This is a genomic window from Paracoccus sp. SM22M-07, from assembly GCF_001887735.1.
GTDB lineage: Bacteria > Pseudomonadota > Alphaproteobacteria > Rhodobacterales > Rhodobacteraceae > Paracoccus.
This window is the reverse complement of record NZ_JPKW01000007.1, coordinates 67,052-92,184: the sequence shown is the minus strand read 5'-3', so window position 1 is coordinate 92,184 and position 25,133 is coordinate 67,052. Positions and strand designations below refer to the sequence as shown.

General features: G+C 63.4%; 28 protein-coding genes and 1 pseudogene. 16 read left to right on the top strand and 13 right to left on the bottom strand.

From position 1 onward, the window contains the following. The first annotated feature begins 326 nt into the window (after window positions 1–326). The 4 genes from IE00_RS11925 (at window position 327) to IE00_RS11910 (ending at window position 6,302) form a co-directional block, all read left to right on the top strand. Window positions 327–1,292, top strand: coding sequence for a TAXI family TRAP transporter solute-binding subunit (locus tag IE00_RS11925; protein WP_072297338.1), 966 nt, complete (start codon window positions 327–329; stop codon window positions 1,290–1,292). A gap of 81 nt (window positions 1,293–1,373) precedes the next feature. Beyond that, window positions 1,374–4,178 (top strand): TRAP transporter permease, encoded by a 2,805-nt coding sequence (locus IE00_RS11920; protein WP_072297337.1) that lies wholly within the window; start codon window positions 1,374–1,376, stop codon window positions 4,176–4,178. Continuing rightward, entirely contained in the window at window positions 4,171–4,596 is a 426-nt protein-coding gene (locus IE00_RS11915; RefSeq protein WP_072297336.1) for a universal stress protein, read from the top strand. The genes IE00_RS11920 and IE00_RS11915 overlap by 8 nt, the downstream gene beginning before the upstream one ends. A 35-nt stretch (window positions 4,597–4,631) precedes the next feature. Beyond that, window positions 4,632–6,302, top strand: a complete 1,671-nt coding sequence (locus IE00_RS11910; RefSeq protein WP_072297335.1) for a formate--tetrahydrofolate ligase — start codon at window positions 4,632–4,634, stop codon at window positions 6,300–6,302. Here IE00_RS11910 and IE00_RS11905 read toward each other — a convergent pair. After that, entirely contained in the window at window positions 6,299–7,720 is a 1,422-nt protein-coding gene (locus IE00_RS11905; RefSeq protein ID WP_072297334.1) for a hypothetical protein, read from the bottom strand. The genes IE00_RS11910 and IE00_RS11905 overlap by 4 nt on opposite strands. A gap of 142 nt (window positions 7,721–7,862) precedes the next feature. Here IE00_RS11905 and IE00_RS11900 point away from each other — a divergent pair, with 142 nt between their 5' ends. Beyond that, a complete protein-coding gene (locus IE00_RS11900) occupies window positions 7,863–9,458 on the top strand; it encodes a peptide chain release factor 3 (protein ID WP_072297333.1) in 1,596 nt (531 codons plus the stop codon). Window positions 9,459–9,512: 54 nt separating this feature from the next. Here IE00_RS11900 and IE00_RS11895 read toward each other — a convergent pair whose 3' ends face one another. Both IE00_RS11895 and IE00_RS11890 read right to left on the bottom strand, forming a co-directional pair. Next, the gene (locus IE00_RS11895; RefSeq protein WP_072297332.1) at window positions 9,513–9,935 is read right to left on the bottom strand and encodes an OsmC family protein; all 423 of its coding nucleotides are present in this window, start codon (window positions 9,933–9,935) and stop codon (window positions 9,513–9,515) included. Window positions 9,936–9,994: 59 nt separating this feature from the next. Continuing rightward, entirely contained in the window at window positions 9,995–11,158 is a 1,164-nt protein-coding gene (locus tag IE00_RS11890; RefSeq protein WP_072297331.1) for a deoxyguanosinetriphosphate triphosphohydrolase, read from the bottom strand. Window positions 11,159–11,234: 76 nt separating this feature from the next. Between IE00_RS11890 and erpA the strand changes: the two genes are divergently transcribed. Then, entirely contained in the window at window positions 11,235–11,558 is a 324-nt protein-coding gene (erpA, locus tag IE00_RS11885) for an iron-sulfur cluster insertion protein ErpA (protein ID WP_072297330.1), read from the top strand. Here erpA and IE00_RS11880 read toward each other — a convergent pair whose 3' ends face one another. Continuing rightward, window positions 11,559–12,143, bottom strand: coding sequence for a hypothetical protein (locus IE00_RS11880; protein WP_139291418.1), 585 nt, complete (start codon window positions 12,141–12,143; stop codon window positions 11,559–11,561). Window positions 12,144–12,158: 15 nt separating this feature from the next. Between IE00_RS11880 and xth the strand changes: the two genes are divergently transcribed. Continuing rightward, window positions 12,159–12,944: an exodeoxyribonuclease III gene (xth, locus tag IE00_RS11875; protein ID WP_072297328.1), complete on the top strand. Its 786-nt coding sequence runs from the start codon at window positions 12,159–12,161 to the stop codon at window positions 12,942–12,944. Here xth and IE00_RS11870 read toward each other — a convergent pair. Beyond that, window positions 12,941–13,828, bottom strand: a complete 888-nt coding sequence (locus IE00_RS11870) for a cation diffusion facilitator family transporter (RefSeq protein WP_072297327.1) — start codon at window positions 13,826–13,828, stop codon at window positions 12,941–12,943. The two genes, xth and IE00_RS11870, sit on opposite strands and share 4 nt — an antisense overlap. Between IE00_RS11870 and IE00_RS20145 the strand changes: the two genes are divergently transcribed. After that, window positions 13,803–13,979: a hypothetical protein gene (locus tag IE00_RS20145; RefSeq protein WP_170864139.1), complete on the top strand. Its 177-nt coding sequence runs from the start codon at window positions 13,803–13,805 to the stop codon at window positions 13,977–13,979. The genes IE00_RS11870 and IE00_RS20145 overlap by 26 nt on opposite strands. A 156-nt stretch (window positions 13,980–14,135) precedes the next feature. Next, window positions 14,136–15,305 carry a BCCT family transporter gene (locus IE00_RS11865; protein WP_072297326.1) on the top strand — a complete coding sequence of 390 codons (1,170 nt, stop codon included), beginning with the start codon at window positions 14,136–14,138 and terminating at the stop codon, window positions 15,303–15,305. Between the two features lie 56 nt (window positions 15,306–15,361). Here the strand turns inward: IE00_RS11865 and IE00_RS11860 are convergent, their stop codons facing one another. Genes IE00_RS11860 through IE00_RS11855 form a run of 3 tightly spaced genes read right to left on the bottom strand, consistent with a single transcriptional unit; the run spans window position 15,362 to window position 17,684 of the window. Then, window positions 15,362–15,697 carry a hypothetical protein gene (locus IE00_RS11860; protein ID WP_072297325.1) on the bottom strand — a complete coding sequence of 112 codons (336 nt, stop codon included), beginning with the start codon at window positions 15,695–15,697 and terminating at the stop codon, window positions 15,362–15,364. Then, window positions 15,697–15,828, bottom strand: coding sequence for a hypothetical protein (locus tag IE00_RS20780; RefSeq protein ID WP_256374819.1), 132 nt, complete (start codon window positions 15,826–15,828; stop codon window positions 15,697–15,699). The genes IE00_RS11860 and IE00_RS20780 overlap by 1 nt, the downstream gene beginning before the upstream one ends. Next, window positions 15,828–17,684, bottom strand: coding sequence for an extracellular solute-binding protein (locus tag IE00_RS11855; protein ID WP_072297324.1), 1,857 nt, complete (start codon window positions 17,682–17,684; stop codon window positions 15,828–15,830). Before IE00_RS11855 ends, IE00_RS20780 begins: the two co-directional genes overlap by 1 nt. A gap of 262 nt (window positions 17,685–17,946) precedes the next feature. Here IE00_RS11855 and IE00_RS11850 point away from each other — a divergent pair, with 262 nt between their 5' ends. After that, on the top strand, window positions 17,947–18,729 hold the full coding sequence (locus IE00_RS11850) for a 3-hydroxybutyrate dehydrogenase (RefSeq protein WP_072297323.1): 783 nt from the start codon (window positions 17,947–17,949) through the stop codon (window positions 18,727–18,729). A 193-nt stretch (window positions 18,730–18,922) separates the two neighbouring features. Here the strand turns inward: IE00_RS11850 and IE00_RS11845 are convergent, their stop codons facing one another. Both IE00_RS11845 and IE00_RS11840 read right to left on the bottom strand, forming a co-directional pair. Beyond that, window positions 18,923–19,309, bottom strand: a complete 387-nt coding sequence (locus IE00_RS11845; protein WP_072297322.1) for a host attachment protein — start codon at window positions 19,307–19,309, stop codon at window positions 18,923–18,925. A gap of 46 nt (window positions 19,310–19,355) precedes the next feature. Next, window positions 19,356–20,564 carry a pyridoxal phosphate-dependent aminotransferase gene (locus tag IE00_RS11840; RefSeq protein WP_072297321.1) on the bottom strand — a complete coding sequence of 403 codons (1,209 nt, stop codon included), beginning with the start codon at window positions 20,562–20,564 and terminating at the stop codon, window positions 19,356–19,358. A gap of 82 nt (window positions 20,565–20,646) precedes the next feature. Here IE00_RS11840 and IE00_RS11835 point away from each other — a divergent pair, with 82 nt between their 5' ends. The 3 genes from IE00_RS11835 (at window position 20,647) to IE00_RS11825 (ending at window position 21,927) form a co-directional block, all read left to right on the top strand. After that, on the top strand, window positions 20,647–20,991 hold the full coding sequence (locus IE00_RS11835; RefSeq protein WP_072297394.1) for a helix-turn-helix transcriptional regulator: 345 nt from the start codon (window positions 20,647–20,649) through the stop codon (window positions 20,989–20,991). Beyond that, complete coding sequence (locus IE00_RS11830; protein ID WP_240493870.1) at window positions 20,984–21,295, top strand: succinate dehydrogenase assembly factor 2; 312 nt, start codon at window positions 20,984–20,986, stop codon at window positions 21,293–21,295. The genes IE00_RS11835 and IE00_RS11830 overlap by 8 nt, the downstream gene beginning before the upstream one ends. Window positions 21,296–21,462: 167 nt before the next feature. Then, a complete protein-coding gene (locus IE00_RS11825; protein WP_072297320.1) occupies window positions 21,463–21,927 on the top strand; it encodes a MarR family winged helix-turn-helix transcriptional regulator in 465 nt (154 codons plus the stop codon). 39 nt (window positions 21,928–21,966) lie between these two features. On the opposite strand, the gene IE00_RS11820 is transcribed toward IE00_RS11825, so the two are convergent. Continuing rightward, window positions 21,967–22,395 carry a VOC family protein gene (locus tag IE00_RS11820; protein ID WP_072297319.1) on the bottom strand — a complete coding sequence of 143 codons (429 nt, stop codon included), beginning with the start codon at window positions 22,393–22,395 and terminating at the stop codon, window positions 21,967–21,969. Between the two features lie 128 nt (window positions 22,396–22,523). On the opposite strand from IE00_RS11820, the gene thyX reads away from it, so the two are divergent. The 3 genes and pseudogenes from thyX to IE00_RS11805 all read left to right on the top strand — a co-directional run. After that, on the top strand, window positions 22,524–23,429 hold the full coding sequence (thyX, locus tag IE00_RS11815; RefSeq protein WP_072297318.1) for an FAD-dependent thymidylate synthase: 906 nt from the start codon (window positions 22,524–22,526) through the stop codon (window positions 23,427–23,429). A 140-nt stretch (window positions 23,430–23,569) separates the two neighbouring features. Further along, a complete protein-coding gene (locus IE00_RS20140) occupies window positions 23,570–23,734 on the top strand; it encodes a hypothetical protein (protein WP_170864141.1) in 165 nt (54 codons plus the stop codon). Window positions 23,735–23,805: 71 nt separating this feature from the next. Then, a pseudogene (locus IE00_RS11805) lies at window positions 23,806–24,009 on the top strand (phosphate ABC transporter ATP-binding protein); the annotation flags it as partial. Here IE00_RS11805 and IE00_RS11800 read toward each other — a convergent pair. Together IE00_RS11800 and IE00_RS11795 are read right to left on the bottom strand one after the other, a co-directional pair. Then, window positions 24,009–24,689 (bottom strand): fumarylacetoacetate hydrolase family protein, encoded by a 681-nt coding sequence (locus IE00_RS11800; protein WP_072297316.1) that lies wholly within the window; start codon window positions 24,687–24,689, stop codon window positions 24,009–24,011. The pseudogene IE00_RS11805 and the gene IE00_RS11800 sit on opposite strands and share 1 nt — an antisense overlap. Then, window positions 24,686–25,099 carry a VOC family protein gene (locus tag IE00_RS11795; RefSeq protein WP_072297315.1) on the bottom strand — a complete coding sequence of 138 codons (414 nt, stop codon included), beginning with the start codon at window positions 25,097–25,099 and terminating at the stop codon, window positions 24,686–24,688. Before IE00_RS11795 ends, IE00_RS11800 begins: the two co-directional genes overlap by 4 nt. Window positions 25,100–25,133: the final 34 nt, after the last annotated feature.

The following is a 25,133-nucleotide window of genomic DNA, read 5'->3' as shown; positions in this document are numbered from 1 at the left end:
AAGGCATGCCATGCAGCATGCCCTTGCCGCACAGGGCGACATTAGGGCGACGGCCGGATGCTGTCTACCCTTGCAAGCTAGCCCCGCGGGCGTCACCCATGGCCAGCATCAATTGCCGTCAATTTGATACGAAATCACCGGCAACGGCCCGACGGCAATGCCGAAAACCCGCCTGCCCATCGCGGTGCGGACGGTTCGGGAACCGTCGCCGATACGGGGCGGTTGCCCCTTTGGGATTGTCAAAACCGCCGGGTGCTTTAACCTTGGCGGCAGAACCGGGGTTCGCCACAGGGCATCCTCACCAAGAAATCAAGGGAGTATACCGCATGAGCAAATTGAAACCGATCCTGATGGGGGCGGCCTTCGCATTGTCCGCATCGCCGGTCCTTGCCCAGCAGGAACAGTTCATCACCATCGGCACCGGTGGTCAGACCGGCGTCTATTACGTCGTGGGCCAGTCGATCTGCCGCCTGGTGAACCGCCAGACCGCCGAAACCGGTCTGCGCTGCACCGCCCCCGCCACGGGCGGCTCCATCGCCAACATCAACGCCATCAAGGCGGGCGACATGACGATGGGCGTCGCCCAGTCCGACTGGCAGTTCCACGCCTACAACGGCAGCTCGGATTACGAAGGCGACGCCTTCGACAAGCTGCGCGCCGTCTTTGCCGTCCATCCCGAACCCTTCACCGTCGTCGCCCGCGCCGATTCCGAGATCGAGAATTTCGAGGACCTGAAGGGTAAGCGCGTCAACGTGGGCAACCCGGGTTCGGGTTCGCGCGGGACGATGGAGATCGTTCTGGACGCCATGGGCATGTCGATGGACGACTTCTCGCTGGCCTCGGAACTGCGTCCGGCGGAACAGTCGGCAGCCCTGGGCGATAACCAGGTCGACGCCATCACCTATACCGTCGGGCACCCGAACGGCTCGATCCAGGAGGCGACCTCGACCGTGGACGCGCGCCTGGTGACCGTCGCCGGCGATGCGATCGACAAGCTGGTCGAGGAAAACCCCTATTACGCCAAGGTCACGATCCCCGGCGGCATGTATGCGGGCAATGACGAAGGCACCGAGACCTTCGGCGTCAAGGCGACCTTCGTGACCTCGTCCGACATCCCCGAGGAGACCGTCTATCAGGTGGTCAAGGCCGTCTTCGACAATTTCGACCGTTTCAAGGGCCTGCACCCGGCATTTGCCGATCTGCAGCCCGAGGAGATGATCGCCGACGGCAACAGCGCGCCCTTGCATCCGGGCGCCGAGCGGTATTACCGCGAGCAGGGCTGGGTCGAGTGATCCTGATCTGAACGGGGCGGTCCTTCGGGGCCGCCCTTTTAGTAAGAAGCCATGGTAACACCGGATCGGTAAGGGGGCAGGATGGACGAAGACGACGCGAAGAAGCGCCAGCAGCAGGCCAGTGCGGTCGAAATGCAGGCCGCGGGCCGAGGAGAGTTGTCGCAGGCCGAGCTGGACGAACTGGTCGCCTCCTCCGATACGGGTGCGCGCACGCCGCCCGGTTTCGTGGGCAAGCTGATCCTGGTCGTCGCCTTCTGCTGGTCGCTGTTCCAGCTGTGGATCGCGTCGCCCCTGCCATTCATGCTGAATTTCGGCATCATCAGCGCCACCGATGCGCGGGCCGTTCATCTGGCCTTCGCGATGTTTCTGGGTTTCATGGCCTATCCCGCTGAAAAGTCGCCTTTTCAGATCGGTCTTGGCATTGCGGTTCCGGTGCTTCTGTCGGGCCTGTTCATCTATGGCGCGCCCTCGGACATGCCGGCCTGGTTCATCGGGCTGGCAGGGGCCGGCATTGTCGCGGCCGTCCTGATGGGCAGCCCCAAGGCGCGCATTCCCTGGTGGGAATGGGTGCTGGCGATCCTGTCGGTCGTGGTGACGATGTATGTCTTCGTCTACAGCGATGAACTGGGCCGCCGCGTCGGAGCGCCGATCACGCCCGACCTGATGGTCGCCGTCGTGGGCATCCTGCTGCTGCTGGAGGCCACGCGCCGCAGCCTGGGGCCGGCGCTGATGATCGTCGCGACCGTCTTTCTGGTCTATACCTTCCTTGGGCCCTACATGCCCTCGATCATCGCGCATCGGGGCAATTCCCTGACCGAGGTTGCCAACCACCAATGGATCACCACCGAAGGCGTCTTTGGCATCGCCCTGGGCGTGTCCACCAGCTTCGTCTTCCTGTTCGTGCTGTTCGGCGCGCTGCTGGACAAAGCGGGGGCCGGCAACTACTTCATCCAGGTGGCGTTTTCGCTGATGGGCCACATGCGCGGCGGACCGGCCAAGGCGGCCGTGGTCAGCAGCGCGATGACCGGCCTGATTTCGGGGTCGTCCATCGCCAACGTGGTCACCACCGGCACCTTCACGATCCCGCTGATGAAGAAGGTGGGCTTCAGTTCCGAAAAGGCGGGCGCGGTCGAGGTCGCATCATCCGTCAATGGCCAGATCATGCCGCCCGTCATGGGGGCCGCGGCCTTCCTGATGGTCGAATATGTCGGCATTCCCTATTTCGACGTGGTGCGGCACGCCTTCCTGCCCGCCACGATCAGCTATATCGCCCTGGTCTATATCGTCCATCTTGAGGCCATGAAGGCCGGGATGGAGGGTCTGCCGCGGTCCTATACCCCGCCGCCGATCCTGCGCCGCCTGCTGACCGCCGCTTTCATCATCGCGGGCATCTGCGCGCTGTCGATCGCGGTCTATTACGGCATGGGCTGGATCCGTCCCGCCTTTGGCGAGGCGTCGCCCTATGTCATCTTCGCGCTGCTGACGGCGGCCTATGTCGGCCTTTTGTGGATCGCCTCGCGCGAGGAACCGCTGGAGATCGACGACCCGAACGAGCCTGTCACCGAACTGCCCCTGCCGGGGCCGACGGTGCGGTCCGGTTTGCACTTCATCCTGCCGGTCGTGGTTCTGGTCTGGGCGCTGATGGTCGACCGCCTGTCGCCGGGCCTCTCGGCCTTCTGGGCCACGGCCTACATGATCTTCATCCTGGTCACGCAGCGTCCGCTGATGGTGATGCTGCGCGGCAGCGACCGGACGGGCAACAGCACGACCGGCCATGCCATCCGCGCCGGCATCAACGATCTGGTCGACGGCATGATCTCGGGCGCGCGCAACATGATCGGCATCGGCATCGCCACGGCGACCGCCGGCATCATCGTGGGCGCCGTCAGCCAGACGGGCGTCGGATCGGCCCTGGCCGATGTGGTCGAGGTTCTGTCCGGCGGGAACCTGCTGGCCATTCTGGGGCTGACCGCGGTCCTGTCGCTGATTTTGGGAATGGGTCTGCCGACAACGGCGAACTATATCGTCGTCTCGGCGCTGCTGGCGCCCGTCATTGTGACCCTTGGCCAGCAGAACGGGCTGATCGTGCCGCTGATTGCGGTGCATCTGTTCGTCTTCTATTTCGGCATCATGGCCGATGTGACCCCGCCGGTGGGGCTGGCGTCATTCGCGGCTGCGGCGGTGTCGGGCGGCGATCCGATCCGCACGGGTGTCGTTGCCTTCTTCTACAGCCTGCGCACGGCGGCGTTGCCGTTCCTGTTCATCTTCAACACCGACCTGCTGCTGATCAACGTGGACTTCATCCATGGCGTCTTCGTCTTCGTGACGGCGACGGTCGCGATGCTGCTGTTCGCGGCGGCCACGCAAGGCTGGTTCCTGGCGCGCAACCGCATCTGGGAATCCGCGATGCTGCTACTGGTCGCCTTCACCATCTTCCGGCCCGGCTTCTTCTGGGAATATGCCTTCCCGTCCTATCAGGAACGCCCGGCGACGGAATTCGTGCAGGCGCTGGAGAACAGCGAGGTCGGTGAAGGTCTGCGCCTGCGCATTTCGGGCCTGAACGAGATCGGCAGTCCGGTCGAATTCGTGGCCCTGCTGCCGGTACCGGAAGGCGAAACCGGGCAGGACCGCCTGGAGGCCGCCGGGATCGAATTGCTGACCGACGGCGACCGCGTCGTCATCGACAACGTCGCCTTCGACAGCCCCGCCCAAGAGGCCGGCCTGGATTGGGACCAGACCATCCTGTCGGTCAATGCGCCGGTCGAGGCACCGTCGAAATACTGGATCTATATACCGGCCTTCTTGCTGTTGATGCTGGTGGTCTGGGCACAGCGGCGACGTCTGCCGTCCGACCCGGCCCCGCGAAAGGATCACGCCCATGCATGACAACATCCTGCTGCCCATCGATCTGCAGCATCCCGAAAGTTGGGAAAAGGCCCTGCCGGTCGCCAAGCGGCTGGCAGGGGATCAGGGGACGATCCACCTGCTGGGCGTCGTCCATGATTTCGGCAGCTCGATGGTGGCGACGTTTCTGCCCAAGGGCTATGAAACCCGCGTCCTTCAGGCCATGAAAGAGGCGCTGGACGCCTTTGCCGACACCCATTTCGACGATCCTTCGCGGATCCGCACCCATGTCGGCCACGGCCATGTCGCAGAAACCATCCTGAAATCGGCCCGCAAGTATCAGGCAGACCTGATCGTGATGGCCAGCCATCAGCCCGATGAATTGCGCAGCATCCTGGTCAGCCGGGATGCGAATGCCGTGGTCCGCCATTCGCCCGTGTCGGTCATGGTCGTCCGCTAGGCGCGGTTTCAGAAAAGAACGGAAATATCAGCCAGATGACGACCGATCTTCACATCGCCCGCGCTGCGGTCAAGCGTCCCATCGCCCAGATCGCAGCCAAGCTGGGGCTGAGCGAGCGGCAGATTCTGCCCTATGGCCACGACAAGGCCAAGATCACCCACGAGGCCATCAAGGCGCTGGAAGGACGTGACCAGGGCAGGCTGATCCTGGTCACCGCCATCAATCCGACCCCGGCGGGCGAGGGCAAGACTACGACCACCGTGGGCTTGGGCGATGCGCTGAACCGGATCGGCAAGCGTGCGACGATCTGCATCCGCGAGGCCAGCCTGGGTCCAAATTTCGGCATGAAGGGCGGCGCGGCGGGCGGCGGCTATGCGCAGATCGTCCCGATGGAGGACATGAACCTTCATTTTACCGGCGATTTCCATGCCATCACCTCGGCGCATAACCTGCTGGCGGCGATGATCGACAATCATGTCTATTGGGGCAACGACTTGCGGATCGATACGCGCCGCATCACCTGGCGGCGGGTGGTGGACATGAACGACCGGGCGCTGCGTGACACGGTGGTGGGGTTGGGCGGTCCCATGAACGGTTATTCCCGCCAGACCGGTTTCGACATCACCGTCGCGTCCGAGGTCATGGCGATCCTGTGTCTGGCACGCGATCTGGAGGATCTGCAGGATCGGCTGGGGCGCATTGTCGTGGCCTATGACGACGACCGCAACCCCGTGACGGCGGGTGATCTGAAGGCGGATGGCGCGATGACGGTCCTGCTGAAGGATGCGTTGCAGCCGAACCTTGTGCAGACCTTGGAAAACAACCCCGCGTTGGTGCATGGGGGGCCCTTTGCCAATATCGCCCATGGCTGCAACAGCGTCATCGCGACCAAGGCCGCGCTGCGCATGTCGGATTACGTCGTGACCGAAGCGGGCTTCGGGGCCGATCTGGGCGCCGAGAAGTTCATGAACATCAAATGCCGCCTGGCGGGGCTGGCACCTTCGGCGGTGGTGCTGGTCGCCACGGTGCGGGCGTTGAAGATGAATGGCGGCGTCGCCAAGTCCGACCTGGGCACCGAGGATGTCGGTGCCGTGACGCGCGGCTGCGCCAATCTGGGGCGACATATCGACAATTTGCGCAGCTTCGGCGTGCCGGTCATCGTGGCGCTGAACCATTTCGCCGGTGACAGCCAGGCCGAGATCGCCGCCTTGCAGGATTATTGCGCGGCGCGCGGCGTGGATGCCGTCATCGCCCGCCATTGGGCGGAAGGTGGCGCGGGGGCCGAGGATCTGGCGCATGCCGTGGTTCGGATGGTCGATGCGGGCAGTGGTGGTTTCACGCCTCTCTATCCCGATGAGATGCCCTTGTGGGACAAGATCCAGACGATCTGCACCAGGATCCACCATGCCGACCACGCCGAGGCGGGGCCGGGGGTCCGTGAACAGCTGCAAGCCTGGCAGGACGCGGGGCATGGCCACATGCCGATCTGCATTGCCAAGACTCAGTACAGTTTTTCGACCGATCCTGAACTGCGGGGGGCACCCGAGGGTCATGTCATCCCCGTCCGAGAGGTGCGCCTGAACGCCGGGGCAGGCTTCATCGTCGCCATCTGCGGCCAAGTGATGACCATGCCGGGCCTGCCGCGCCACCCGGCGGCCGAGGTGATCGGGCTTGACCCAGAAGGCCATGTCGAAGGCCTGTTCTAGGCGGCGGCCTCCATCCGATCGGCGGGTTCGAAGATCTGCGCCATCAGGGTCAGATGGTGAATATGGGTCATCACCCGTCCAAGGGGGGTGTCGTCGCTGTCGGCAATGGCGCTGCTGGCCAGCCGGTTGGACATGGCATGAATGGCGCGGGGCAGGGGCCGCATGTGAAAATGCGAGGCCAGACGCGTGCAATGCATGAAGGTCGCATCATCATTGGCCGTGGCCGCGCGACCCCACAAAGCCAGCAGCGCGGGGGGCAGCGGGTCGCTGATGACGACGGGCCTGCCCAGCAGCCAGTTAAGTTCGGCCTGGCCGACATCGTTCAGGCCGGGCACGTCATTCAACCTGATCCGGCTGCGCACATGCCGTGCCGAAATGGGGTCGCGGAAGCACAGCGCGGCAAGCCGCACCGATTGTGCCGGTGACAGCACCCAATGGGAAACGCCAAGCGCGGCGATCTGGTCGCGTCCGGTCGCGCGGCCCAGGATGACGGCTTGCTCCAATGTCGGGGCGCTATCGGGCAACCGCTGCAGCGCGCATTCGGCCAAGGTGCGCGCGGCCGCGTGAAACGGTCGGGCCTGAACCGGGCCGTTCACCCGCCCACGCCAGCGTCGATAGATCGCGCCCTGGATTGCCAGGATCGCCACCAGGGTCGGCATGATGCCAGTGGCCAGATCCTGCGGGTCGGTCGAGAAGCCGAGGCGATGGGGAAAGGACCCGTCGCCGCGCTGAAACTGCATCAGTTCGACCACGGCATCGGTGGCATCGTGATCGGGGTCGACCAGTTGCAGACAGAACGTGGTGAGCGCCACCGAACAGGTGCAGCGGTTTGCCAGCGCCCATTCCTCCATCTGTGTCAGGATGGTGTACATTCGCGTGATCGAGCGTTTGTCCGCCAGCCGCGGGCGCGTCCTGCCGAAATCGAAGACCTGGACCAACAGGCGACCATAGGCTATCACCTGTTCGCTGGTCAGCTGGTCAACGGGCCTGGTCAGCGCGCGTTCGGCGACGCCGTGAAGGCGGTGGTCCACGTCAAGCGCCAGCCGCTTGGACAGGGGCACGCCCTTGTCTTGGGCAAGGGTACGGCCAGCCAGCTGCCACAGCGGGTCCTGGGGCGTCAGGAAGATGCCCGCCAGGAACATCTGCAGCGCCGCGGGGTCGCGTCCGCCCTCGACGCAATGCCTTGCGGCCTGCCGGATCATGTCGGGGGTGACGCGACGCCTGACGATCACCTCAAGCGGCGAGGGTCGCCCGCGCAGGCCCGAAAGGACGGGCCCCACGCGCGCCGCGGTCGCCAAGGCAAGCAGATCGGGATGATCGGGGCCGCAGGTTTCGGGCAGATCCATGATCTTCTGGCGCAGCCATTCCAGGCCACGTGCGGATACCGTATGGGCCAGTTGTTCGACTGTCTGATGCATGGCAGGCTCTCCGATCTGAAGCCAGTGAACATGCGAAGGCTGTCTTGGTTCAACAAAGTGATGCGGAAAATTCAAATCTTGTCTTACGGGTCACGCATTCCGGCGATTGCCATGCGTGATCGGGCAGGATAAAGCCGCGACCATGACCAATCGCCCCGAACTTCCGCCCGAAATTTCCCGCCGCCGGACCTTTGCGATCATCTCGCATCCCGACGCCGGCAAGACCACGCTGACCGAGAAATTCCTGCTTTATGGCGGCGCCATCCAGATGGCCGGCCAGGTGCGGGCCAAGGGCGAGGCGCGGCGGACGCGGTCGGACTTCATGAAGATGGAACAGGATCGCGGGATCTCGGTTTCGGCTTCGGCAATGTCGTTCGATTTTGACGGACATCGTTTCAACCTGGTCGACACGCCCGGTCACAGCGACTTTTCCGAAGATACCTACCGAACGCTGACGGCGGTGGATGCCGCGATCATGGTCATCGACGGCGCGAAGGGCGTCGAATCGCAGACCCGCAAGCTGTTCGAGGTCTGTCGCCTGCGCGACCTGCCGATCCTGACCTTCTGCAACAAAATGGACCGCGAATCCCGCGACACCTTCGAGATCATCGACGAGATCCAGGAAAACCTGGCCATCGACGTGGCACCGGCATCCTGGCCGATCGGGGTCGGGCGGGAATTCATCGGCTGCTATGACATGCTGCATGACCGGCTGGAGCTGATGGACCGCGCCGATCGCAACAAGGTCGCGGAATCCATCGCGATCAACGGTCTGGACGATCCGCGGCTTGCCGATCACGTTCCTGCCGACCTGCTGGCCAAGCTGCGCGAAGAGGTCGAGATGGCGCGTGAACTGCTGCCCGCCTTTGACCGCCAGTCCTTCCTGGAAGGGCATATGACGCCCATCTGGTTCGGCAGCGCGATCAACAGCTTTGGCGTGCAGGAACTGATGAAGGGGATCAGCGAATACGGTCCCCCGCCGCAGCCGCAGAACAGCGCGGACCGCGAAATCGCGCCGGAGGAAACGGCGGTGACGGGTTTCGTCTTCAAGGTGCAGGCCAACATGGACCCCAAGCACCGCGACCGCGTGGCCTTCGTGCGCATGGCCTCGGGGCATTTTGAACGTGGGATGAAGCTGACCCATGTGCGGACGAAAAAGCCGATGGCGATTTCGAACTCGGTGCTTTTCCTGGCCGCCGACCGCGAATTGGCCGAGGAGGCCTGGGCGGGCGACATCATCGGCATCCCGAACCACGGCCAGCTGCGCATCGGTGACGCCCTGACCGAGGGCGAGGCGCTGCGTTTCACGGGCATTCCGTCCTTTGCGCCGGAACTGCTGCAATCGGTGCGGGCGACCGATCCGATGAAGGCCAAGCATCTGGAAAAGGCGCTGATGCAATTCGCCGAGGAGGGTGCCGCCAAGGTGTTCAAACCCGTCATCGGTTCGGGCTTCATCGTCGGCGTCGTTGGTGCGTTGCAGTTCGAGGTCCTGGCCAGCCGGATCGAGCTGGAATACGGCATTCCCGTCCGCTTCGAAGGGTCCCAGTTCACCAGCGCCCGTTGGGTCGCGGGTCCGAAGGCCAAGGTGGATGCCTTTGCCGAAAGCAACAAAGGCCATCTGGCGCATGACCATGACGGTGATCTGGTCTATCTGACGCGGTTGCAATGGGACATCGACCGCATCGGGCGCGATCACCCCGACATCAAGCTGACGGCCACCAAGGAAATGATGGTCTGACATGAAAACGCCGGCGCAATCGCGCCGGCGTTTCGCATCGGGATGGGGACCGGGTCAGGCGACCTTGGCGTCCATCGTGATTTCGGCGTTCAGCAGCTTGCTGATCGGGCAGCCTTCCTTGGCCTTTTCCGCGACTTCCAAGACCTTCGCCTGTTCGGCATCGGCGGTGATCGTGGTGGTCAGGTGGGCCTTCTTGACGGCGAAACCGTCGCCTTCCTTGTCCATCGAAATGTCCGAGGTCGTCTCGATCTTGACGCCCGAGATGCCTTCCTGTTCCAGCATCATGCCAAGCGCCATCGAGAAACACGACGCATGGGCCGCGCCGATCAGTTCTTCGGGGTTGGTGCCGGGCTTGTCTTCGAAACGGGTGTTGAAGCCATAGGGCTGGGCCGACAGGGCGCCCGACTTGGTGGACACCTGGCCTTTGCCCTCTTTCAGGCCGCCTTCCCATTTTGCAGAACCGGTACGCGTGATCATGTCAGGATCCTTCCTTGTTCGTCGTTTCGCCCGGTCAACGCAGGCCCCCGCCCGAAGGTTCAGTCGCGCCCGATCAATCGCTGATGTTCGGCGATGGCATAGCGGTCTGTCATGCCCGAGACGTAATCCAGCACCAGCCGCGCCCGTTCCGTCCGGTCGTCCATCTGCCGGGCCATCTGCCCCCATTGGTCGGGCAGCTTGGCAGGATCTTCCAGGAACAGCGGGAACAGGTCGTGCAACATGCGCGTCACGTTGTTCCGTTCGACCACGATCGATGGGGCGCGGTACATGCGCTGGAACAGGAAGGACTTGATGGCCTTGATGTTCTGATAGACCGGCTTGGAAAAGCGGATGATCGGTCCGTCCATGGTGCGGATGTCGTCCACCGATTGCGGCTGCAGCCCGGTCAGGCGGTTCTGGGCGACGGCGATGACATCCTCGACCATGACGCCAAACACGCGGCGCAGCGCCTCGTACCGGCGGCGGGTCGGGTCCAGTCCGGGGTAAAGCTGGTCGACCTCGGCGAAGGCGGGGCCGATGATCGGCAGTTCGGCCAGATCGGCCTCGGTGAACAGCTCGGCACGCAGCCCGTCATGCAGGTCGTGATGGTTATAGGCGACGTCATCGGCCACGGCCGCAACCTGCGCCTCGGCGCTGGCATTGGTGTGCAGTTCCAGGTCCCACTGGGCATTCACCTGCGCCAAGGCATAGGGCAGATCGCCCGTGATCGGCCCGTTATGCTTGGCAATGCCTTCCAAACTCTCCCAAGTCAGGTTCAGCCCGTCGAAATCGGCGTAATGCCGTTCCAGCTGCGTCACGATCCGCAGCGCCTGCGCATTGTGGTCGAAGCCGCCATAGGGGGCCATCAGTTCCGCCAACGCGTCCTCTCCGGTATGGCCGAAGGGGGGGTGGCCCAGGTCATGGGCCAGTGCCACGGTCTCGGCCAGGTCGGTGTTCAGCCCAAGCGCACCGGCGATGGTGCGGGCAACCTGCGCCACCTCGATCGTGTGGGTCAGGCGGGTGCGGAAATAATCGCCGCGATAGGCGTCGCCGTCATGTTCGACAAAGACCTGGGTCTTGTGCTTCAACCGCCGGAAGGCGCTGGAATGGATGATCCGGTCGCGGTCGCGCTGCCAGGGCGAGCGGAAGGTCGACAGCTTTTCGGTGTGAAGCCGCCCGCGGCTGTCGGCGGGCTGGCATGCATATGGCGCGAGTGCAGTCACGGGGCAGGGCCCTTCCTTGCGAGTGTTCGTCCGAAACCCTATATTCCAACCCTACGGACGAAAACGGGAACGCCCCATGAACCTGCCGCCGAAAGTTACCGAACGCGCGTTTCAGCGCCTGGCCCAGATCAACGCCGACCGCGAGTCGCTGCCGCTTCGCGTGGCCGTGTCCGGCGGCGGATGTTCGGGGTTTCAATATGATATCCGCTTCGACCAGCCCGAGGCCGATGACCTGATCCTGGAAAACGACGGCCAGAAGGTCGTTGTGGACCCGGTGTCCCTGCCGTTCCTGGCAGGGGCCGTCATCGATTTCAGCGACGAATTGATCGGCGCGCGATTTGTCATCGAGAACCCGAACGCCTCCAGCAGCTGCGGTTGCGGGACGTCCTTTTCGATGTGATCAGTCGCAGAACCTGCCGCGCGTCGTCAGGCTCTGGTCCAGATAGCGCAGCGGGGTCCGGCGTCCCTCGGTGTATTCCGTCTGGACGCTGTCCCAATCCGCGATCTGGCAGATGACCTGATCGCGCCTGTCGGTCACCCGAAGCCCGCCATCGACGATGGCCACGGTCATCTGGTGGCCTTGCCGCCGATCGGCCCTGATGTCGAAATCCAGGGTCAGTTTGGCCTGCATCCCGTCTGAAAATCCCGTGTCGACACCTTGCCAGTCATCGGGTTGCCCGGCGGCGATGGTCACCTGATGGGTGCCCGGCGGGACCAGCAGGCGAAAGAACTCTCCTCCGCGCAGATAGCCGCTGATGACCGGCGCGTCGGTCACCGGATCGGACAGGGCGATGCTGAAATCGTGGCCCGCGTCGGTCCGGATCTGCAGCGGGATGGTTGCAGGCAGGGGGCCGTCCTTGGCCAGCAGCCCCGTCGCGGGACGCGGCGCGGCATCGACCGCGCCGGGCAGCAGGGCGGCGACCAGCATCAGGGCGCGCAGCATCAGGGTCCTTTCGCGGTTGCGGTTGCCAAACACGGGGACCACGCTAAAGATGCAGCCATGAAAATCGCAAGCTTCAATATCAACGGCATCAAGGCCCGCATCCAGGCGCTGAGCGACTGGCTGGCCGCGACGGATGCCGACGTGGTCGTCCTTCAGGAAATCAAATCCGTCGACGAAGGGTTCCCGCGCGAACATTTCCAGGATCTGGGCTGGACGGTCGAAACCCATGGCCAGAAGGGCTTCAACGGGGTGGCCATCCTGTCCAAGCTGCCGCTGGAGGACGTGACCCGCGGCCTGCCCGGCGACGATGACGACGATCAGGCCCGTTATATCGAGGCGACGGTGGTGGGCGCTCAGGCGGTGCGCATCGCGGGGCTGTACCTGCCCAACGGCAACCCCGCGCCGGGTCCGAAATACGACTACAAGCTGGCTTGGATGGAACGCCTGCGCCTGCGCGCGCTGGACCTGCTGGCGCTGGAAATGCCGGTCGTCATGCTGGGCGATTACAACATCATCCCCGAGGCACGCGACGCCGCCAATCCCCAGAAATGGGTCGATGATGCGCTGTTCCTGCCTGAAAGCCGCGCCGCCTTCCGAACCATCGTCAACCAGGGCTGGACCGAGGCGATCCGCGCCCGCGACCCTTGGGCCACGCGAGGGCCCTTTACCTTCTGGGATTACCAGGCGGGGGCGTGGAACAAGGATGACGGCATCCGCATCGATCACCTGCTGCTGTCACCCCAGGCTGCCGACCTGATGCGCGAAACCGGCGTCGACCGCGAGGCTCGCGCCGGCGAGAAGCCAAGCGATCACGTCCCCGTCTGGGTGCGTCTGGACGCCTAGATCACCAGGACGCCGGAATGCTTGGCATGGTGTTCCGGTTCGACATGGATGGTGATCTGGGCATCGGGCAGGTTGGATTTCAGCGACGCCTCGATCCGGTCGCAGATCGCATGGGCGTCGCAGACGGTGGTCTGCCCGTCCACCACCAGGTGGAAATCGATGAAGGTGACCGCCCCCGCGTGACGGGTGCGCAGATCATGCGCCTCGATCGCGCCGGTGGCCTTGTCCGAGATGATGTCGCGGATCTGGCTCAGGGTGTTGTCGGGCACGGCTTCGTCCATCAGCCCCGACAGCGATGCCGTCATCACCTTCCAACCCGACCACAGGATGTTGACACCGACCAGCATCGCCAGGATCGGGTCCAGCACGGCCCAACCGGTCGTCACCGCCAAGGCCACGCCCAGCAGAACCCCGCCCGAGGAAATCACATCGGTCAGCAGGTGCTTGCCGTCGGCCTCCAGTGCGGGGGACCGAAGCTTGCGTCCCTGGCGGATCAGCACGCTGCACCAGAAGGCGTTGATCAGGCCCGCGCCCGCGTTGATGGCCATGCCGACGCCCGCATCCTGAATCACGACCGGCGCCAAGAAGGCACGCCAGGCTTCGGACAGGATCAGGATGGCCGCGACGATGATCAGCACCCCCTCCAGCACGGCGCTGAGGAATTCAGCCTTGTGGTGACCATAGGGATGGCCCTGATCGGCGGGACGCTGCGCGACCCTGATCGCCACCAGCGCGGCCAATGCGGTCGCCACGTTCACGATGCTTTCCAGCGCGTCCGACAGCAGCGCGACCGAGCCGGTCAGATACCATGCGAGGGTCTTGAGCCCCAGCACCATCAACCCGACCAGAATGCTGCCCATGGCGATTTTCAAGGTGCTTGACATGGTCCCGGTTCCTTTGTCCGTCAGCCCGATGTTAAGCGCCGAGCATCTGCCAGAATATGGTGTCGAACTCAACCCTCGGGGCCGCGAAAGCACGGCGATGATCCGATGCAGGGGAACCCACCGGATCGGTTCCGGTTTATTGATTGACTAATCACTCAATTTACCGGATACTGCCCGCATACCAAATGAACAACGGCGCCGATGCGCTGTGCCGGCAACGTTTCGGCAGTTGTGCCTTTCGGTCGCGGCTGCGCTGAGGCGGGTCGGTCCCTGCCAAGACAAAATCCGAAGCAGAAAAGGATCGTCTATGACGCCGATCATCACAATTGCCTATCTCAGCGTGCTGGCCTGCGCGCTGTTCGTCCTGATCCGCTGGCCTAACATGCGGGTGCAGGGGGAACAGCCCGTCGGCTTGTTCACGCTGATCGCCCTTCTTTTCACCGCCGGGCTGGACATGGGGCTGGTCATGCTGCCCCTCAGCGAATTCCCGGTCTACGAGGCGGATGAGGCCTTCGGCTTTACCAACGCCCTCGCCGTCGAATTCGGCATGTGGGGGCCCCTCGTCTGGCTGATGTATTTCGTCACGACCTTCTATTTCGTCGCCATCGAACCCCGCCTGAAGCTATTCGAGATCCCGGTGGTGAAATGGATCTATAACCTGACGGTCATCGCGACCTGTTCCTTCACCTGCTACCTGTTCATGACCAACCTGCCGACCTATGCGCCTGATCTGCCCATGGGCGTGGTCTGGGCCTTGGTGGTCGTGGTCATCGCCACCGCCGTCATCAGCAGCGGCGACATGCGGGTGATGAAATGGCTGGCGATCCTGTCCAGCTATGGCTTCGGGATGCTGGCCTTCACGGCGCTGGCGATGATCGCCTTCTTCTACAGCCGCGTCGGCATGACTGATTTCTATGCCAATATCGGGCTGTTGATGGATTACTTCGTCCATATCCGCCGCTTCGCGACCCCAATTTCGGATTACCACGAATTCTACCTGTTCTGGTGGTTCGCCTGGAGCATCATGATCGGCCAGTTCGTCGCCCGTTTCGTCAGCGGCCTGCGCGTCTGGCAGCTGGCGGCAGCCATGGTCATCCTGCCGGCGATCCCGCTTGGCCTGTGGTTCTGCGTGCTGTTCGTCTATCACCAGGGGCATGTCGTCATTCCCGGATGGCTGAACTGGTTCATGATCTTCGTGGGCGTGGTCTTCGTGGTCAATTCGCTGGACAGCCTGATCCGCCTTTATTCGGCGAACCTGGACTGGTCGAGAGAGACGCTGGGGGACCGCAAATATTATCCGCTGCACTTTCTGCTGCAGCTGGCGCTGGTCGGGGCCTATTTCTTCACCCCGTTCAAGATCCAGTGGGTCGGCCTGATCGTGGCGGGACTCTATGCGGTGATCTACGCGCTGCTGGTCATGCAGATCGGCAAGCTGTCGAAGCTGAGCGACAGGCAGGTCATCAAGCCCGTCACCTGACAGGACAGGAGGCGCCGCCCGACCCCGCGGGGTTGGGCGGCTGCCGCTTCGGGCGATCAGTCGTCGTCGGGGCTTTCGTTATCGTCACCGAAGGCCGCGTCGTCGCTGTATTCGTCCTCGCCTTCATTGACATATTTGGCGCTGAGGACGATCGAGTGATTGTCGTGACTGGGGTCCATCACGATGTCCGACGGGATCTCGCCGACCAGCCATTCGCGCAGCTCCTCGCGGATTTCCTCGCGATCCTGGCCCGTGACCTCGACAAGGTAGGAGACGAACGCGCCCTGGTCGCCGTCGATCTCGTCCAGGTCGCTGTCATCGACCTGCGGCCACTTGTCGACGATGGCCTCGTAGAATGCCGGCCAGTTTTCCTTAACGTGGTGCCACTTCATCAATAACCTCCTCCGGATATGCCGCCTTGGGACCAGCGGGCCACTCCGGTAATATCCTCGCCGACGCCGGCGATCGTGTTGCATCCGGCCAGCGTGATGCAGGCCAGCAATGTAACCCAAAACATGCGCATCAGTTCGTCTCCTGCCACCAAACTTCCGGTAAAAATCCCGGCCAGTCTCCGTAAATCGGTATTTCATCGGGGTATTTCAGGTCTGCCGAATGGGCCAGACGTGAAAACGGGGAAAAGTTGACCGGGATCACATAGCGTCCCGCGGTCAACACGCGGTCCAGCGCCTTGACGGCGGCGGTATAGTCTTCGGCATCCTCCGAGGTGACCATGGCGTCGATCATCGCTTCGGCGGCGGGGCTGTCCATGCCCATCCAGTTGCGGCTGCCGGGCGTCGTGACGCCTTCGCTGCCCCAATACAGCCGCTGTTCATTGCCCGGTGACAGCGACAGGCCGCGTTCGTACCAGGTCATGTCGAACTGGTAATTGTTGGTGCGTTCCACGTATTGCGCGGAATCCAGCAGCGTGATGCGCGGCGTGATCCCCAAGGGACGCAGGGCCTCGACATAGATGTTCACGATCTGCTGGGTTTCCGACCCGGTGCGCATTGCGGACCCCGACTGGTTCAGCAGGATCTCGAAGGTGAAGGGACGGCCTTCGGCATCGGCAAGGCGCCCGTCCTGAACGGTCCACCCCGCATCCGCCATCAGCGCCAGCGCCCGGCGCACGGCGGCGCGGTCCATCGGGCGTTCGCTTCCTTCGGGCAGCGAATAACCTTCGATCGTGCCGGGGGGCAGGTCGGCGGCAAAGGGCTCCAGCAGTTCGGCCACCCGACCCGATGCGGGCCCGTGCGACATGGCCAGAACCGAGTTCGAGAAATACGACGTGATCCGCGGATCGTCGCCCCCGTTCAGCGTGCGGTTGATGAAGCGATAATTGAACATCTCGATCATCGCCTGCCGGACGCGCCAGTCGTCGAAGATCGGGTTGCGGGTGTTCATCACCAGACCCATGATCCCCGACGGGCGTTCATTGGGGATCTGGTCCTTGACGATGCCGCCCGATGTGGCCAGCGGGAAATCGTATTCGCTGTCCCAGTTCTGGGCTGACAACTCGCGCCAGGCGTTGACCTCACCGGCCTTGAAGGCCTCGAACATGGCATTGGCGTCGCCGAAATAATCATAGCGGATGGTGTCGAAATTGTTCATCCCGGCCATCAGCGGCAGGTCCTTGCCCCAGTAATCGGGGTTGCGACGGAACGAGATGGCCCGCCCCGGATCGACCTTGTCGATCACATAGGGACCGGTGCCGATCGGAGGTTCCAGACTGGAATCGCTGAAATCCTGACCTTCCCACTGGGCCTTCTTCAGGATCGGGCGCAGGCCCATCAGCAGGGGCAGTTCGCGGTCCTGTTCGGTGAAGGTGAACCTGACGCTGCGCGGGCCGGTCTGCTCCATGCTGGCGACCTTGGACCAGGTGCCCAGATAGCGCGGATGACCTTTGGTCCCCAGGGTGCGATAGGACCACATCACATCTTCGACAGTGACCGGGCTGCCGTCGGAAAACCGGGCTTCGGGGCGCAGCGTGAACTCGACCCAGGACCGGTCGGGGGCGGTGTCGATGGTTTCAGCCAGCAGCCCATAGACGGTGAAGGGTTCGTCGATCGAGCGCATGGCCAGGGTTTCGGTCACATGGACGCCCACGCCCCATGCGGCATTGCCTTTCAGAACCCAGGGTTTCAGGGAATCGAACCCGCCGGGTTCGGCCAGCCGAATCACACCGCCCTTGGGCGCCTTAGGATTTGCATAAGGAAGATGGGAAAAATCGGGCGAAAGGGCAGGTTTGCCATAGATTGCAAGACCATGTGAAGGTTCGGCAAGGGTTGTCAGCGGCATTGCTGCAACACCGCATGTCAAGGCCGCGATCACGGAAATGGCACGAACCCTTCCGCAATTGTTAAGGATTTTTAAGATTCGCATCGCCCGCCGCCCCATTTGTCCTTGTTTGACCGCATTATCAACAGGCTCGCCAAGGGGGCGTCAACCAAGCGGGCAAGAACTGTGTTGGACTCGGGCGGTTCCTCGCGTATAAATAGGGCACTGCTCGATAGGTTTCTTGCCTGTATGAAACCTGCCTCATAACTTGCGCCCGCCTTGTGCGGGCGTTTTTTTTTGCCCATGCTGCGCCTGCAACATCGACCGGCCCCCGCGCGCCGGTCGGGCCAACCCCGAGGAGCAGCCGATGTTCGAGAAATTCCTGACAGGCAAGACCGCAATCATCACCGGATCGAATTCCGGCATCGGACTGGGCGTGGCCCATCGGCTGGCCCGCGCGGGTGCGGATGTGGTGCTGAACAGCTTCACCGACAGCGATCAGGACCACCAGCTGGCCCGCGACATGGCCGCCGAACATGGCGTCACCGTGCGGTACATCAAGGCCGACATGTCCAAGGGCGACGAATGCCGCGCCCTGATCGAACAGGCGGGGGCCTGCGACATCCTGGTGAACAACGCGGGCATCCAGCATGTCGCGGCCATTCCCGATTTCCCGGCCGAAAAATGGGACGCGATCATCGCCATCAACCTGTCATCAGCCTTTCACACGACGGCCGCGGCCCTGCCGATGATGCGCAAGGCGGGATGGGGGCGGGTGATCAACATCGCCTCGGCGCATGGCCTGACGGCAAGTCCCTACAAATCGGCCTATGTCGCCGCCAAGCATGGCATCGTGGGCCTCAGCAAGGTGACGGGGCTGGAAACCGCGCGCGAGCCCATCACCTGCAACGCCATCTGCCCCGGCTATGTCCTGACGCCGCTGGTCGAATCCCAGATCCCGGACACGATGAAGAAATACGACATGGACCGCGACGAGGTGATCGAGAAAATTCTGCTGGAACGCCAGCCCTCCAAGGAATTCGCCACCACCGATCAGCTGGGCGACACGGCCGTCTTCCTGTGCAGCGACGCGGCGGCGCAGATCACCGGCACCACGATCAGCGTCGACGGGGGGTGGACGGCCCTGTGACGGAACCGGCCCCTCACGTCGGCGTTACCCGTCATATCGCGTAAGGAGTAGCGCAATGAAGGGTATCGTGGCCTGGTTTCTGGGCGTGCCGGTCGTCGTGATCGTCGTTCTGTACGTTCTGGGCATCTTCTGATGCAAAAAGGGCGCCCTGCGATTGCAGGGCGCCCTTTGGCCATGATGGTCCTGCCAAGGCCTATTGCAGGGCGGCCTGAATGCTGGGGATGTCGGAATTCGTCATCGTCTTGGCGATTTCCTTGCGCAGGCGCAGCTGCAATTCCTTGTGGTAATGCTTGCGCATCACGCCAAGGGTCGACGGATCGGCGATGATCGCCACGTCATCCATGCCCTGCTGCAGCATCAGCGTGTTCAGGTGATGCGTCAGATCCACGGCGAATGCGGCTTCGTCGTTTTCGTCATTCGGGGCGGCTTCGTCGGGAATCGCCATCTGGGACGGCTTGGTCAGCGATGCGGGGGTCACCTGCTCGGTCTGCGACAGTTCGATCCCGTTCTTGGCAGTGTTGCGATAGATCGTCGCGGAATGGCCGTCAGCGACGACCACCATGGTGTTATGGGGCAGCATGAGAGGTCCTTTCCTTGGTCTTCGTTCAGGACCCAACGCCGTCCGATCAACGCAGGTTGCACCCTTCGCAGAACCGACGGATGCGTGCGACCGCATCGCGCAGCACGTCATCCGCCGTCGCATAGGAGATGCGGAAATGCGGGCTGAGCCCGAAGGCCGCGCCAAAGACCACCGCCACGCCTTCTTCGTCCAGCAGGGCATTGGCGAAGGTCTCGTCATCGGTGATCACCGTGCCTGCGGCCGTGGTGGCACCGATCAGCCCCGCGATCGAAGGATAGACATAGAACGCCCCCTGGGGCACCGGGCAGTCCAGCCCCGGACAGTCGTTTAACCCCGCGACGACTAGGTCTCGACGCTGCTGAAAGACCGCCCGGCTGTCGCGGATGTAATCCTGGGGACCGGTCAGCGCGGCTTCGGCTGCATACTGGCTGACCGAACAGGGGTTCGATGTCGATTGCGACTGCAGCTTGGCCATGGCCCGGATCAGCGGCTCGGGGGCCGCGCCGTAACCGATGCGCCAGCCGGTCATGGCATAGGACTTGCTGACGCCGTTCATGGTCAGCACGCGGTCCTTTAGGCGCGGTTCGACCTGCGCGGGCGTGCAGAATTCGAACCCGTCGAAGACCAGATGCTCATAGATGTCGTCGGCCAGCACCCAGACCTGCGGATGGCGCAGCAACACATCGCATAGCGCCTGCATCTGGGCGCGGTCATACCCCGCGCCTGACGGATTGGACGGCGAATTCAGGATCAGCCACTTGGTGCGCGGCGTGATCGCGGCCTCCAGCGCCTCGGGCGTCAGACGGAAACCGCAGGCGATGTCGCATTCGACCACGATCGGCGTGCCGCCCGCCAGCAGCACCATGTCGGGATAGCTGACCCAATAGGGGGCCGGCACGATCACCTCGTCGCCCGCATCCAGCGTGGCCATCAGGGCGTTGAACAGGATCTGCTTGCCGCCCGTGCCGACGGTGATCTGCGAGGGCGCGTAATCCAGCCCGTTTTCGCGCGCGAACTTGTCGGCGATGGCGCGTTTCAGCGACGGCGTGCCGTCCACGGCGGTATAGCGCGTATGGCCCGCGTCGATCGCGGCCTTGGCGGCGTCGCGCACATGCAGGGGGGTGTCGAAATCGGGTTCGCCCGCCGACAGCCCGATGATGTCGCGTCCCTCGGCCCGCAGTTCCGCCGCACGGGTGGTCATGGCGATGGTGGGCGAAGGCTTGATGCGGGCAAGCCGGTCGGAAATGAATGCCATGATGGACCTGTCGTTGTTTGAACTGGGGACAGTGTTGGAATACGCTTTGGCGATATATGCCACAAGCAGGGGTTTGATCACGATGGACAGCTATGCCGAACCGGTGGCGACGATGGGCGACCGGCTGACGGCCGCGCGCGAAGGCGTGGGCCTGGGCATCGACCAGATGGCCGAACAGCTGGGCCTTCGCCCCGAGACACTGGAAGGGTGGGAGGTCGATCAGGCCGAACCCACGCCCTCGATCCTGGGGCGGATCGCCGCGATTGCGGGCGTTTCCCCCGTTTGGCTGTTGACGGGAGAGGGGGCCGGGCCGCAAGACACCGCTGCGGGACAGGCCCTGCGGTCCGAGCTGCGCCAGCTGCGCCAGCTGCTGGCCGAGGCCTGCGCCCGCATCGAACGCATGGAAGAGGCTTTGGGTCATGGCTGAGACGATGGAAACCCCCGAAAACCGGCTGAAGCGCCTGCATATGCGCAGCTGGCGGCGCGGCATGAAGGAAATGGACCTTATCCTGGGCCATTTCGCCGATGATCAACTGGCCAACCTGTCGCCCGACGATCTGGACCTGTATGAACGCATGCTGGCCGAGAATGACCAGGACCTCTATCTGTGGGTCACGGCGCGGATCGGGCAGGATACGCAGGGCGCGCGCGATCCGGCATCCGCGATGTTCGCGCCGTTGCTGGACCGCATCGCCGGACACGCCGGCGAGAGATTCGCGGCAAATCGCTAAACTTGTTCCTGAATTTTCGGGCGGGGGCGTGCTAAATTAACTGAAGATTTTCTTTTGTCCGTGATTGTCGGGTCATGACGAACAGGACAGGACGGCTTACCGCCATGCTCGCACACGCTCCTCGCGACCCGCGCCCGACCAAGGAACACGGCCAGTTTCCGGACGACATGTCCGACATGACCGTCGCCTATCTGGAATCGCTCCAGCTGCTGGAGCGGATGCACCGGCTGATGCTGGACACCATCAAGGACGAATTCGAACGTCTGCACCGTGGCGATCTGACGCCGGTGCAGGCCATGATCCTCTATAACCTGGGCGAGGCCGAGGTTTCCGCCGGCGAATTGCGGTCGCGCGGCATGTATCAGGGTTCGAATGTCAGCTATAACCTGAAGAAGCTGGTGACGATGGGCTATGTCCATCACGAACGCTGCGATGCGGACCGCCGTTCGGTGCGGGTGCGCCTGACGCATGAAGGACAGCGCGTGCGCGACTTGGTGCGTGCCATGTTCATCCGCCATGCCGAAGGTCTGGCGATGTCGGGCGTGCTGGAGGATCCGATGCTGGACTTGGTCAACCTGCAGAACCGCCGGATCGAACGATACTGGACCGAGCAGATCCGCTATATCTACTGAAGGGTCGCGCGCATCCTTGCGAATGCGCGCGGGTCTGTCTTACCAGCTGCCGGTGTTTTCCATGCTGGACCAGGGTTCCTGCGGGGGCAGGGCGTCCCCTTCCTGCAGCAGCTCGATCGAGATGTTGTCGGGGCTGCGCACGAAGGCCATGTGTCCGTCGCGCGGGGGGCGGTTGATCGTGACGCCGGCATCCTGCAGCTTCTGGCACATCTCGTAGATGTTGCCCACGCTGTAGGCCAGATGGCCGAAATGACGGCTGTCCGAGGGCAGGCCTTCATCGCCGTCCCAGTTGTAGGTCAGCTCGACCGGGCATTCCGGTTGGCCTTCGGGCGCCATGAAGACCAGCGAGAAGCGACCCTTGTCATTGTCGATCCGGCGGGTCTCCTTCAGGCCCAGCAGGCCGAAGAATTCCATCGTCTTCTCCAGGTCCTTGACGCGGACCATCGTGTGCAGATAGCGGATTTTCATGGGATCTCCTGTCTTTGCGCGCGCAGGTTCGCACGCCTTTTCGGCTGTTTCAACGCCATGCCGGCCGTCGTGGTTGCACCGCCGTTAGGGCCGTGGCAAAGGAAGGCTTGCCATCCAAGAGGTCCCCAATGCCCCTGACGCCCGAACAGCAGGCCCAGATCGACGAACAGCGCCAATCCCCCCGCCAGACCCTGCGGACGGTCGCCGACGGGATGGAGCAGCATCTCTTTACCGCCTATCCGGTGCTGGATCACGGCTTCGTGCGGGTCATCGACTACATGGGCGACGATGCCGCCATCTGTCAGGCGGCCCGCGTCAGCTATGGCCGGGGCACCAAGTCGGTGCAGAACGACGAAGGGCTGATCCGCTACCTGATGCGCCACTGGCATTCTACTCCGTTCGAGATGTGCGAGGTCAAGCTGCACGTCAAGCTGCCGGTCTTCGTCGCGCGGCAGTGGATCCGCCACCGCACGGCGAACATCAATGAATATTCGGGCCGCTATTCGGTCATGGATCGCGAATTCTATATCCCGGCTGAAGACAAGCTGGCCGCGCAGTCCAGCCAGAACCATCAGGGTCGCGGCGAGGTCCTGCAGGGCGAGGAAGCGCAGCGCGTCCTGAACCTGCTGCGCGAGGATGCGATGCGCAGCTATGACAATTACGAATCGATGCTGTCGCAGGACGGACAGCAAGGCCTGGCGCGGGAACTGGCGCGGATGAACCTGCCCACCAACATCTATACCCAATGGTACTGGAAGGTGGATCTGCACAACCTGCTGCATTTCCTGCGCCTGCGCGCCGACAGCCACGCCCAGTACGAAATCCGCGCCTATGCCGATGTCATCTGTGACATCGTCAAGGATTGGGTTCCGGCAGCCTTCGGCGCCTTCCGCGATTACCGCATGGATGCCGTCAGCCTGTCTGCACAGGCCGCAGCCGTCCTGAAGCGGCGGCTGGCGGGCGATACCGTGACCCAGGAAGACAGCGGCATGGGCGCGCGTGAGTGGCGCGAATTCCAGGACGTCTGGGGCTGAAGCACCAAGACACGTTGACGATTGCCCTCGGCGTTCTCTGACGCCGGGGGCTTTTTTCGCTGCGGTTGGCGTCATGATCGGCGCGGAAAACATGCCCGGCGGTTTTCATGCGCGTAAGATCAGGCATCAGGGACACCGTCGTGATCCCGATCATAAGTTGCGCAATTGCGATTGCCTTTGCCGACCCGGACATTCAACTGTGCCGACAGTTTCGGACGGAGCTTTGTGACGCGGACATCGGCGGCTGTTCTGCTGCTGTTGGCTTTCTGGTGCTGATGAATCCCATCGCCATCTTTTTGCAATAAAGGTTCCAGCCCCGCTGGTAACTCGGCCGCCACGAGACATGACCATCTATGACACGACCCGGACGGAGAGCGCCGAAGTGGGGATGGTCGCTCAGAAGCCCAACCCCTTCCCCAAGTCATTCTTCGACAACGCGGTCCATGACCCCTGCATCCCCGGCCTGGCCCGCAACACGGCCAAGCTGGAGGAGATCGTGGAAAGCAGCCTGCGCGGCGCGGCCCTGTGGGCCGAGGTCAAGGACCGCCTGCGCGAACCGGGCACAGGCTGCGAACTCGGCTAGGTGATGCGGGTCGACAGCGCCGAAAGGCCCTCGATCCGAACCTCGACCACATCACCTCGCAGGACGGCCCCAACACCCGCCGGTGTTCCCGTAAAAATCACATCGCCCGGTGCCAGGCGCACCAGTCCCGACAGATGGCTGATGATGTCGGCCACGGGCCAGATCATCTGCGACAGGTCGGTGTCCTGACGGATGTCACCATTGACTAGCAGCTGCATCCGCCCCCTGTCCATCGGTCCGGTCAGGTCGGCGCGGTGAAGCGGGCCGCAGGCCGCCGACAGGTCGAACCCCTTGGCCATGTCCCACGGACGCCCGGCCTTCTTGGCCTGCGCCTGCAGGTCGCGGCGGGTGAAATCATTGCCCGCCGCATAGCCCCAGATCAGCGCCGTCGCGTCACTGGGCGCGATGTCCGCGCCGCCTGCGCCAAGGGCGACGACCAGCTCGGCCTCGTGATGCAGGTCCGATGTGGCGGGTGGATAGGGCAGGTCAGCCCCGTCGGTCAGCACGGCATCGGCGGGTTTGGTAAAGAAGAAGGGCGGTTCGCGGTCGGGGTCGTGGCCCATCTCTCGGGCGTGGTCGGCATAGTTGCGCCCGACGCAGAAGATGCGGCGGACCGGAAACCGATCCGCGCTGTCATGGATGGGCAGGGTGGCTTGGGTGACGACAGGCAGCTTCATGATGCGAACAGCCCGTCGAAATCGGCGAAACCCTTGACCTCGATCGGGTTGCCGGCGGGGTCGAAGAAGAACATCGTCCGCTGTTCGCCCGCTTCCCCCTGAAAGCGGATGACCGGCGGAATGTCGAACGCCACCCCATGCGATTCCAGCCGGTCGGCCAGCGCCAGCCAGTCGTCCAGCCGCAGCACCACGCCCATATGCGGCATCATCACCATGTGGTGGCCCACCTTGCCTGTGCGGGTCGTGGCGAAAGGCTGGCCCAGATGCAGCGACAGCTGGTGGCCGAAGAAGTCGAAATCGACCCATGTGTCTGTGGACCGCCCCTCGGCGCAGCCCAGAACGCCGCCATAGAACTGGCGCGCCTGGTCCAGATCGGTGACGTGGATGGCAAGGTGGAACAGGGATTTCATCGCGCTCTCCGGGCTGTGATCTGGCGCATCGTGA

Coding starts and splice junctions, on each gene's coding strand:
- IE00_RS11925 (WP_072297338.1), top strand. CDS start 327: ATGAGCAAATTGAAACCGATCCTGATGGGGGCGGCCTTCGCATTGTCC.
- IE00_RS11920 (WP_072297337.1), top strand. CDS start 1,374: ATGGACGAAGACGACGCGAAGAAGCGCCAGCAGCAGGCCAGTGCGGTC.
- IE00_RS11915 (WP_072297336.1), top strand. CDS start 4,171: ATGCATGACAACATCCTGCTGCCCATCGATCTGCAGCATCCCGAAAGT.
- IE00_RS11910 (WP_072297335.1), top strand. CDS start 4,632: ATGACGACCGATCTTCACATCGCCCGCGCTGCGGTCAAGCGTCCCATC.
- IE00_RS11905 (WP_072297334.1), bottom strand. CDS start 7,720: ATGCATCAGACAGTCGAACAACTGGCCCATACGGTATCCGCACGTGGC.
- IE00_RS11900 (WP_072297333.1), top strand. CDS start 7,863: ATGACCAATCGCCCCGAACTTCCGCCCGAAATTTCCCGCCGCCGGACC.
- IE00_RS11895 (WP_072297332.1), bottom strand. CDS start 9,935: ATGATCACGCGTACCGGTTCTGCAAAATGGGAAGGCGGCCTGAAAGAG.
- erpA (WP_072297330.1), top strand. CDS start 11,235: ATGAACCTGCCGCCGAAAGTTACCGAACGCGCGTTTCAGCGCCTGGCC.
- xth (WP_072297328.1), top strand. CDS start 12,159: ATGAAAATCGCAAGCTTCAATATCAACGGCATCAAGGCCCGCATCCAG.
- IE00_RS20145 (WP_170864139.1), top strand. CDS start 13,803: ATGGCGATTTTCAAGGTGCTTGACATGGTCCCGGTTCCTTTGTCCGTC.
- IE00_RS11870 (WP_072297327.1), bottom strand. CDS start 13,828: ATGTCAAGCACCTTGAAAATCGCCATGGGCAGCATTCTGGTCGGGTTG.
- IE00_RS11865 (WP_072297326.1), top strand. CDS start 14,136: ATGACGCCGATCATCACAATTGCCTATCTCAGCGTGCTGGCCTGCGCG.
- IE00_RS11860 (WP_072297325.1), bottom strand. CDS start 15,697: ATGAAGTGGCACCACGTTAAGGAAAACTGGCCGGCATTCTACGAGGCC.
- IE00_RS20780 (WP_256374819.1), bottom strand. CDS start 15,828: ATGCGCATGTTTTGGGTTACATTGCTGGCCTGCATCACGCTGGCCGGA.
- IE00_RS11855 (WP_072297324.1), bottom strand. CDS start 17,684: ATGCGAATCTTAAAAATCCTTAACAATTGCGGAAGGGTTCGTGCCATT.
- IE00_RS11850 (WP_072297323.1), top strand. CDS start 17,947: ATGTTCGAGAAATTCCTGACAGGCAAGACCGCAATCATCACCGGATCG.
- IE00_RS11845 (WP_072297322.1), bottom strand. CDS start 19,309: ATGCTGCCCCATAACACCATGGTGGTCGTCGCTGACGGCCATTCCGCG.
- IE00_RS11840 (WP_072297321.1), bottom strand. CDS start 20,564: ATGGCATTCATTTCCGACCGGCTTGCCCGCATCAAGCCTTCGCCCACC.
- IE00_RS11835 (WP_072297394.1), top strand. CDS start 20,647: ATGGACAGCTATGCCGAACCGGTGGCGACGATGGGCGACCGGCTGACG.
- IE00_RS11830 (WP_240493870.1), top strand. CDS start 20,984: ATGGCTGAGACGATGGAAACCCCCGAAAACCGGCTGAAGCGCCTGCAT.
- IE00_RS11825 (WP_072297320.1), top strand. CDS start 21,463: ATGTCCGACATGACCGTCGCCTATCTGGAATCGCTCCAGCTGCTGGAG.
- IE00_RS11820 (WP_072297319.1), bottom strand. CDS start 22,395: ATGAAAATCCGCTATCTGCACACGATGGTCCGCGTCAAGGACCTGGAG.
- thyX (WP_072297318.1), top strand. CDS start 22,524: ATGCCCCTGACGCCCGAACAGCAGGCCCAGATCGACGAACAGCGCCAA.
- IE00_RS11800 (WP_072297316.1), bottom strand. CDS start 24,689: ATGAAGCTGCCTGTCGTCACCCAAGCCACCCTGCCCATCCATGACAGC.
- IE00_RS11795 (WP_072297315.1), bottom strand. CDS start 25,099: ATGAAATCCCTGTTCCACCTTGCCATCCACGTCACCGATCTGGACCAG.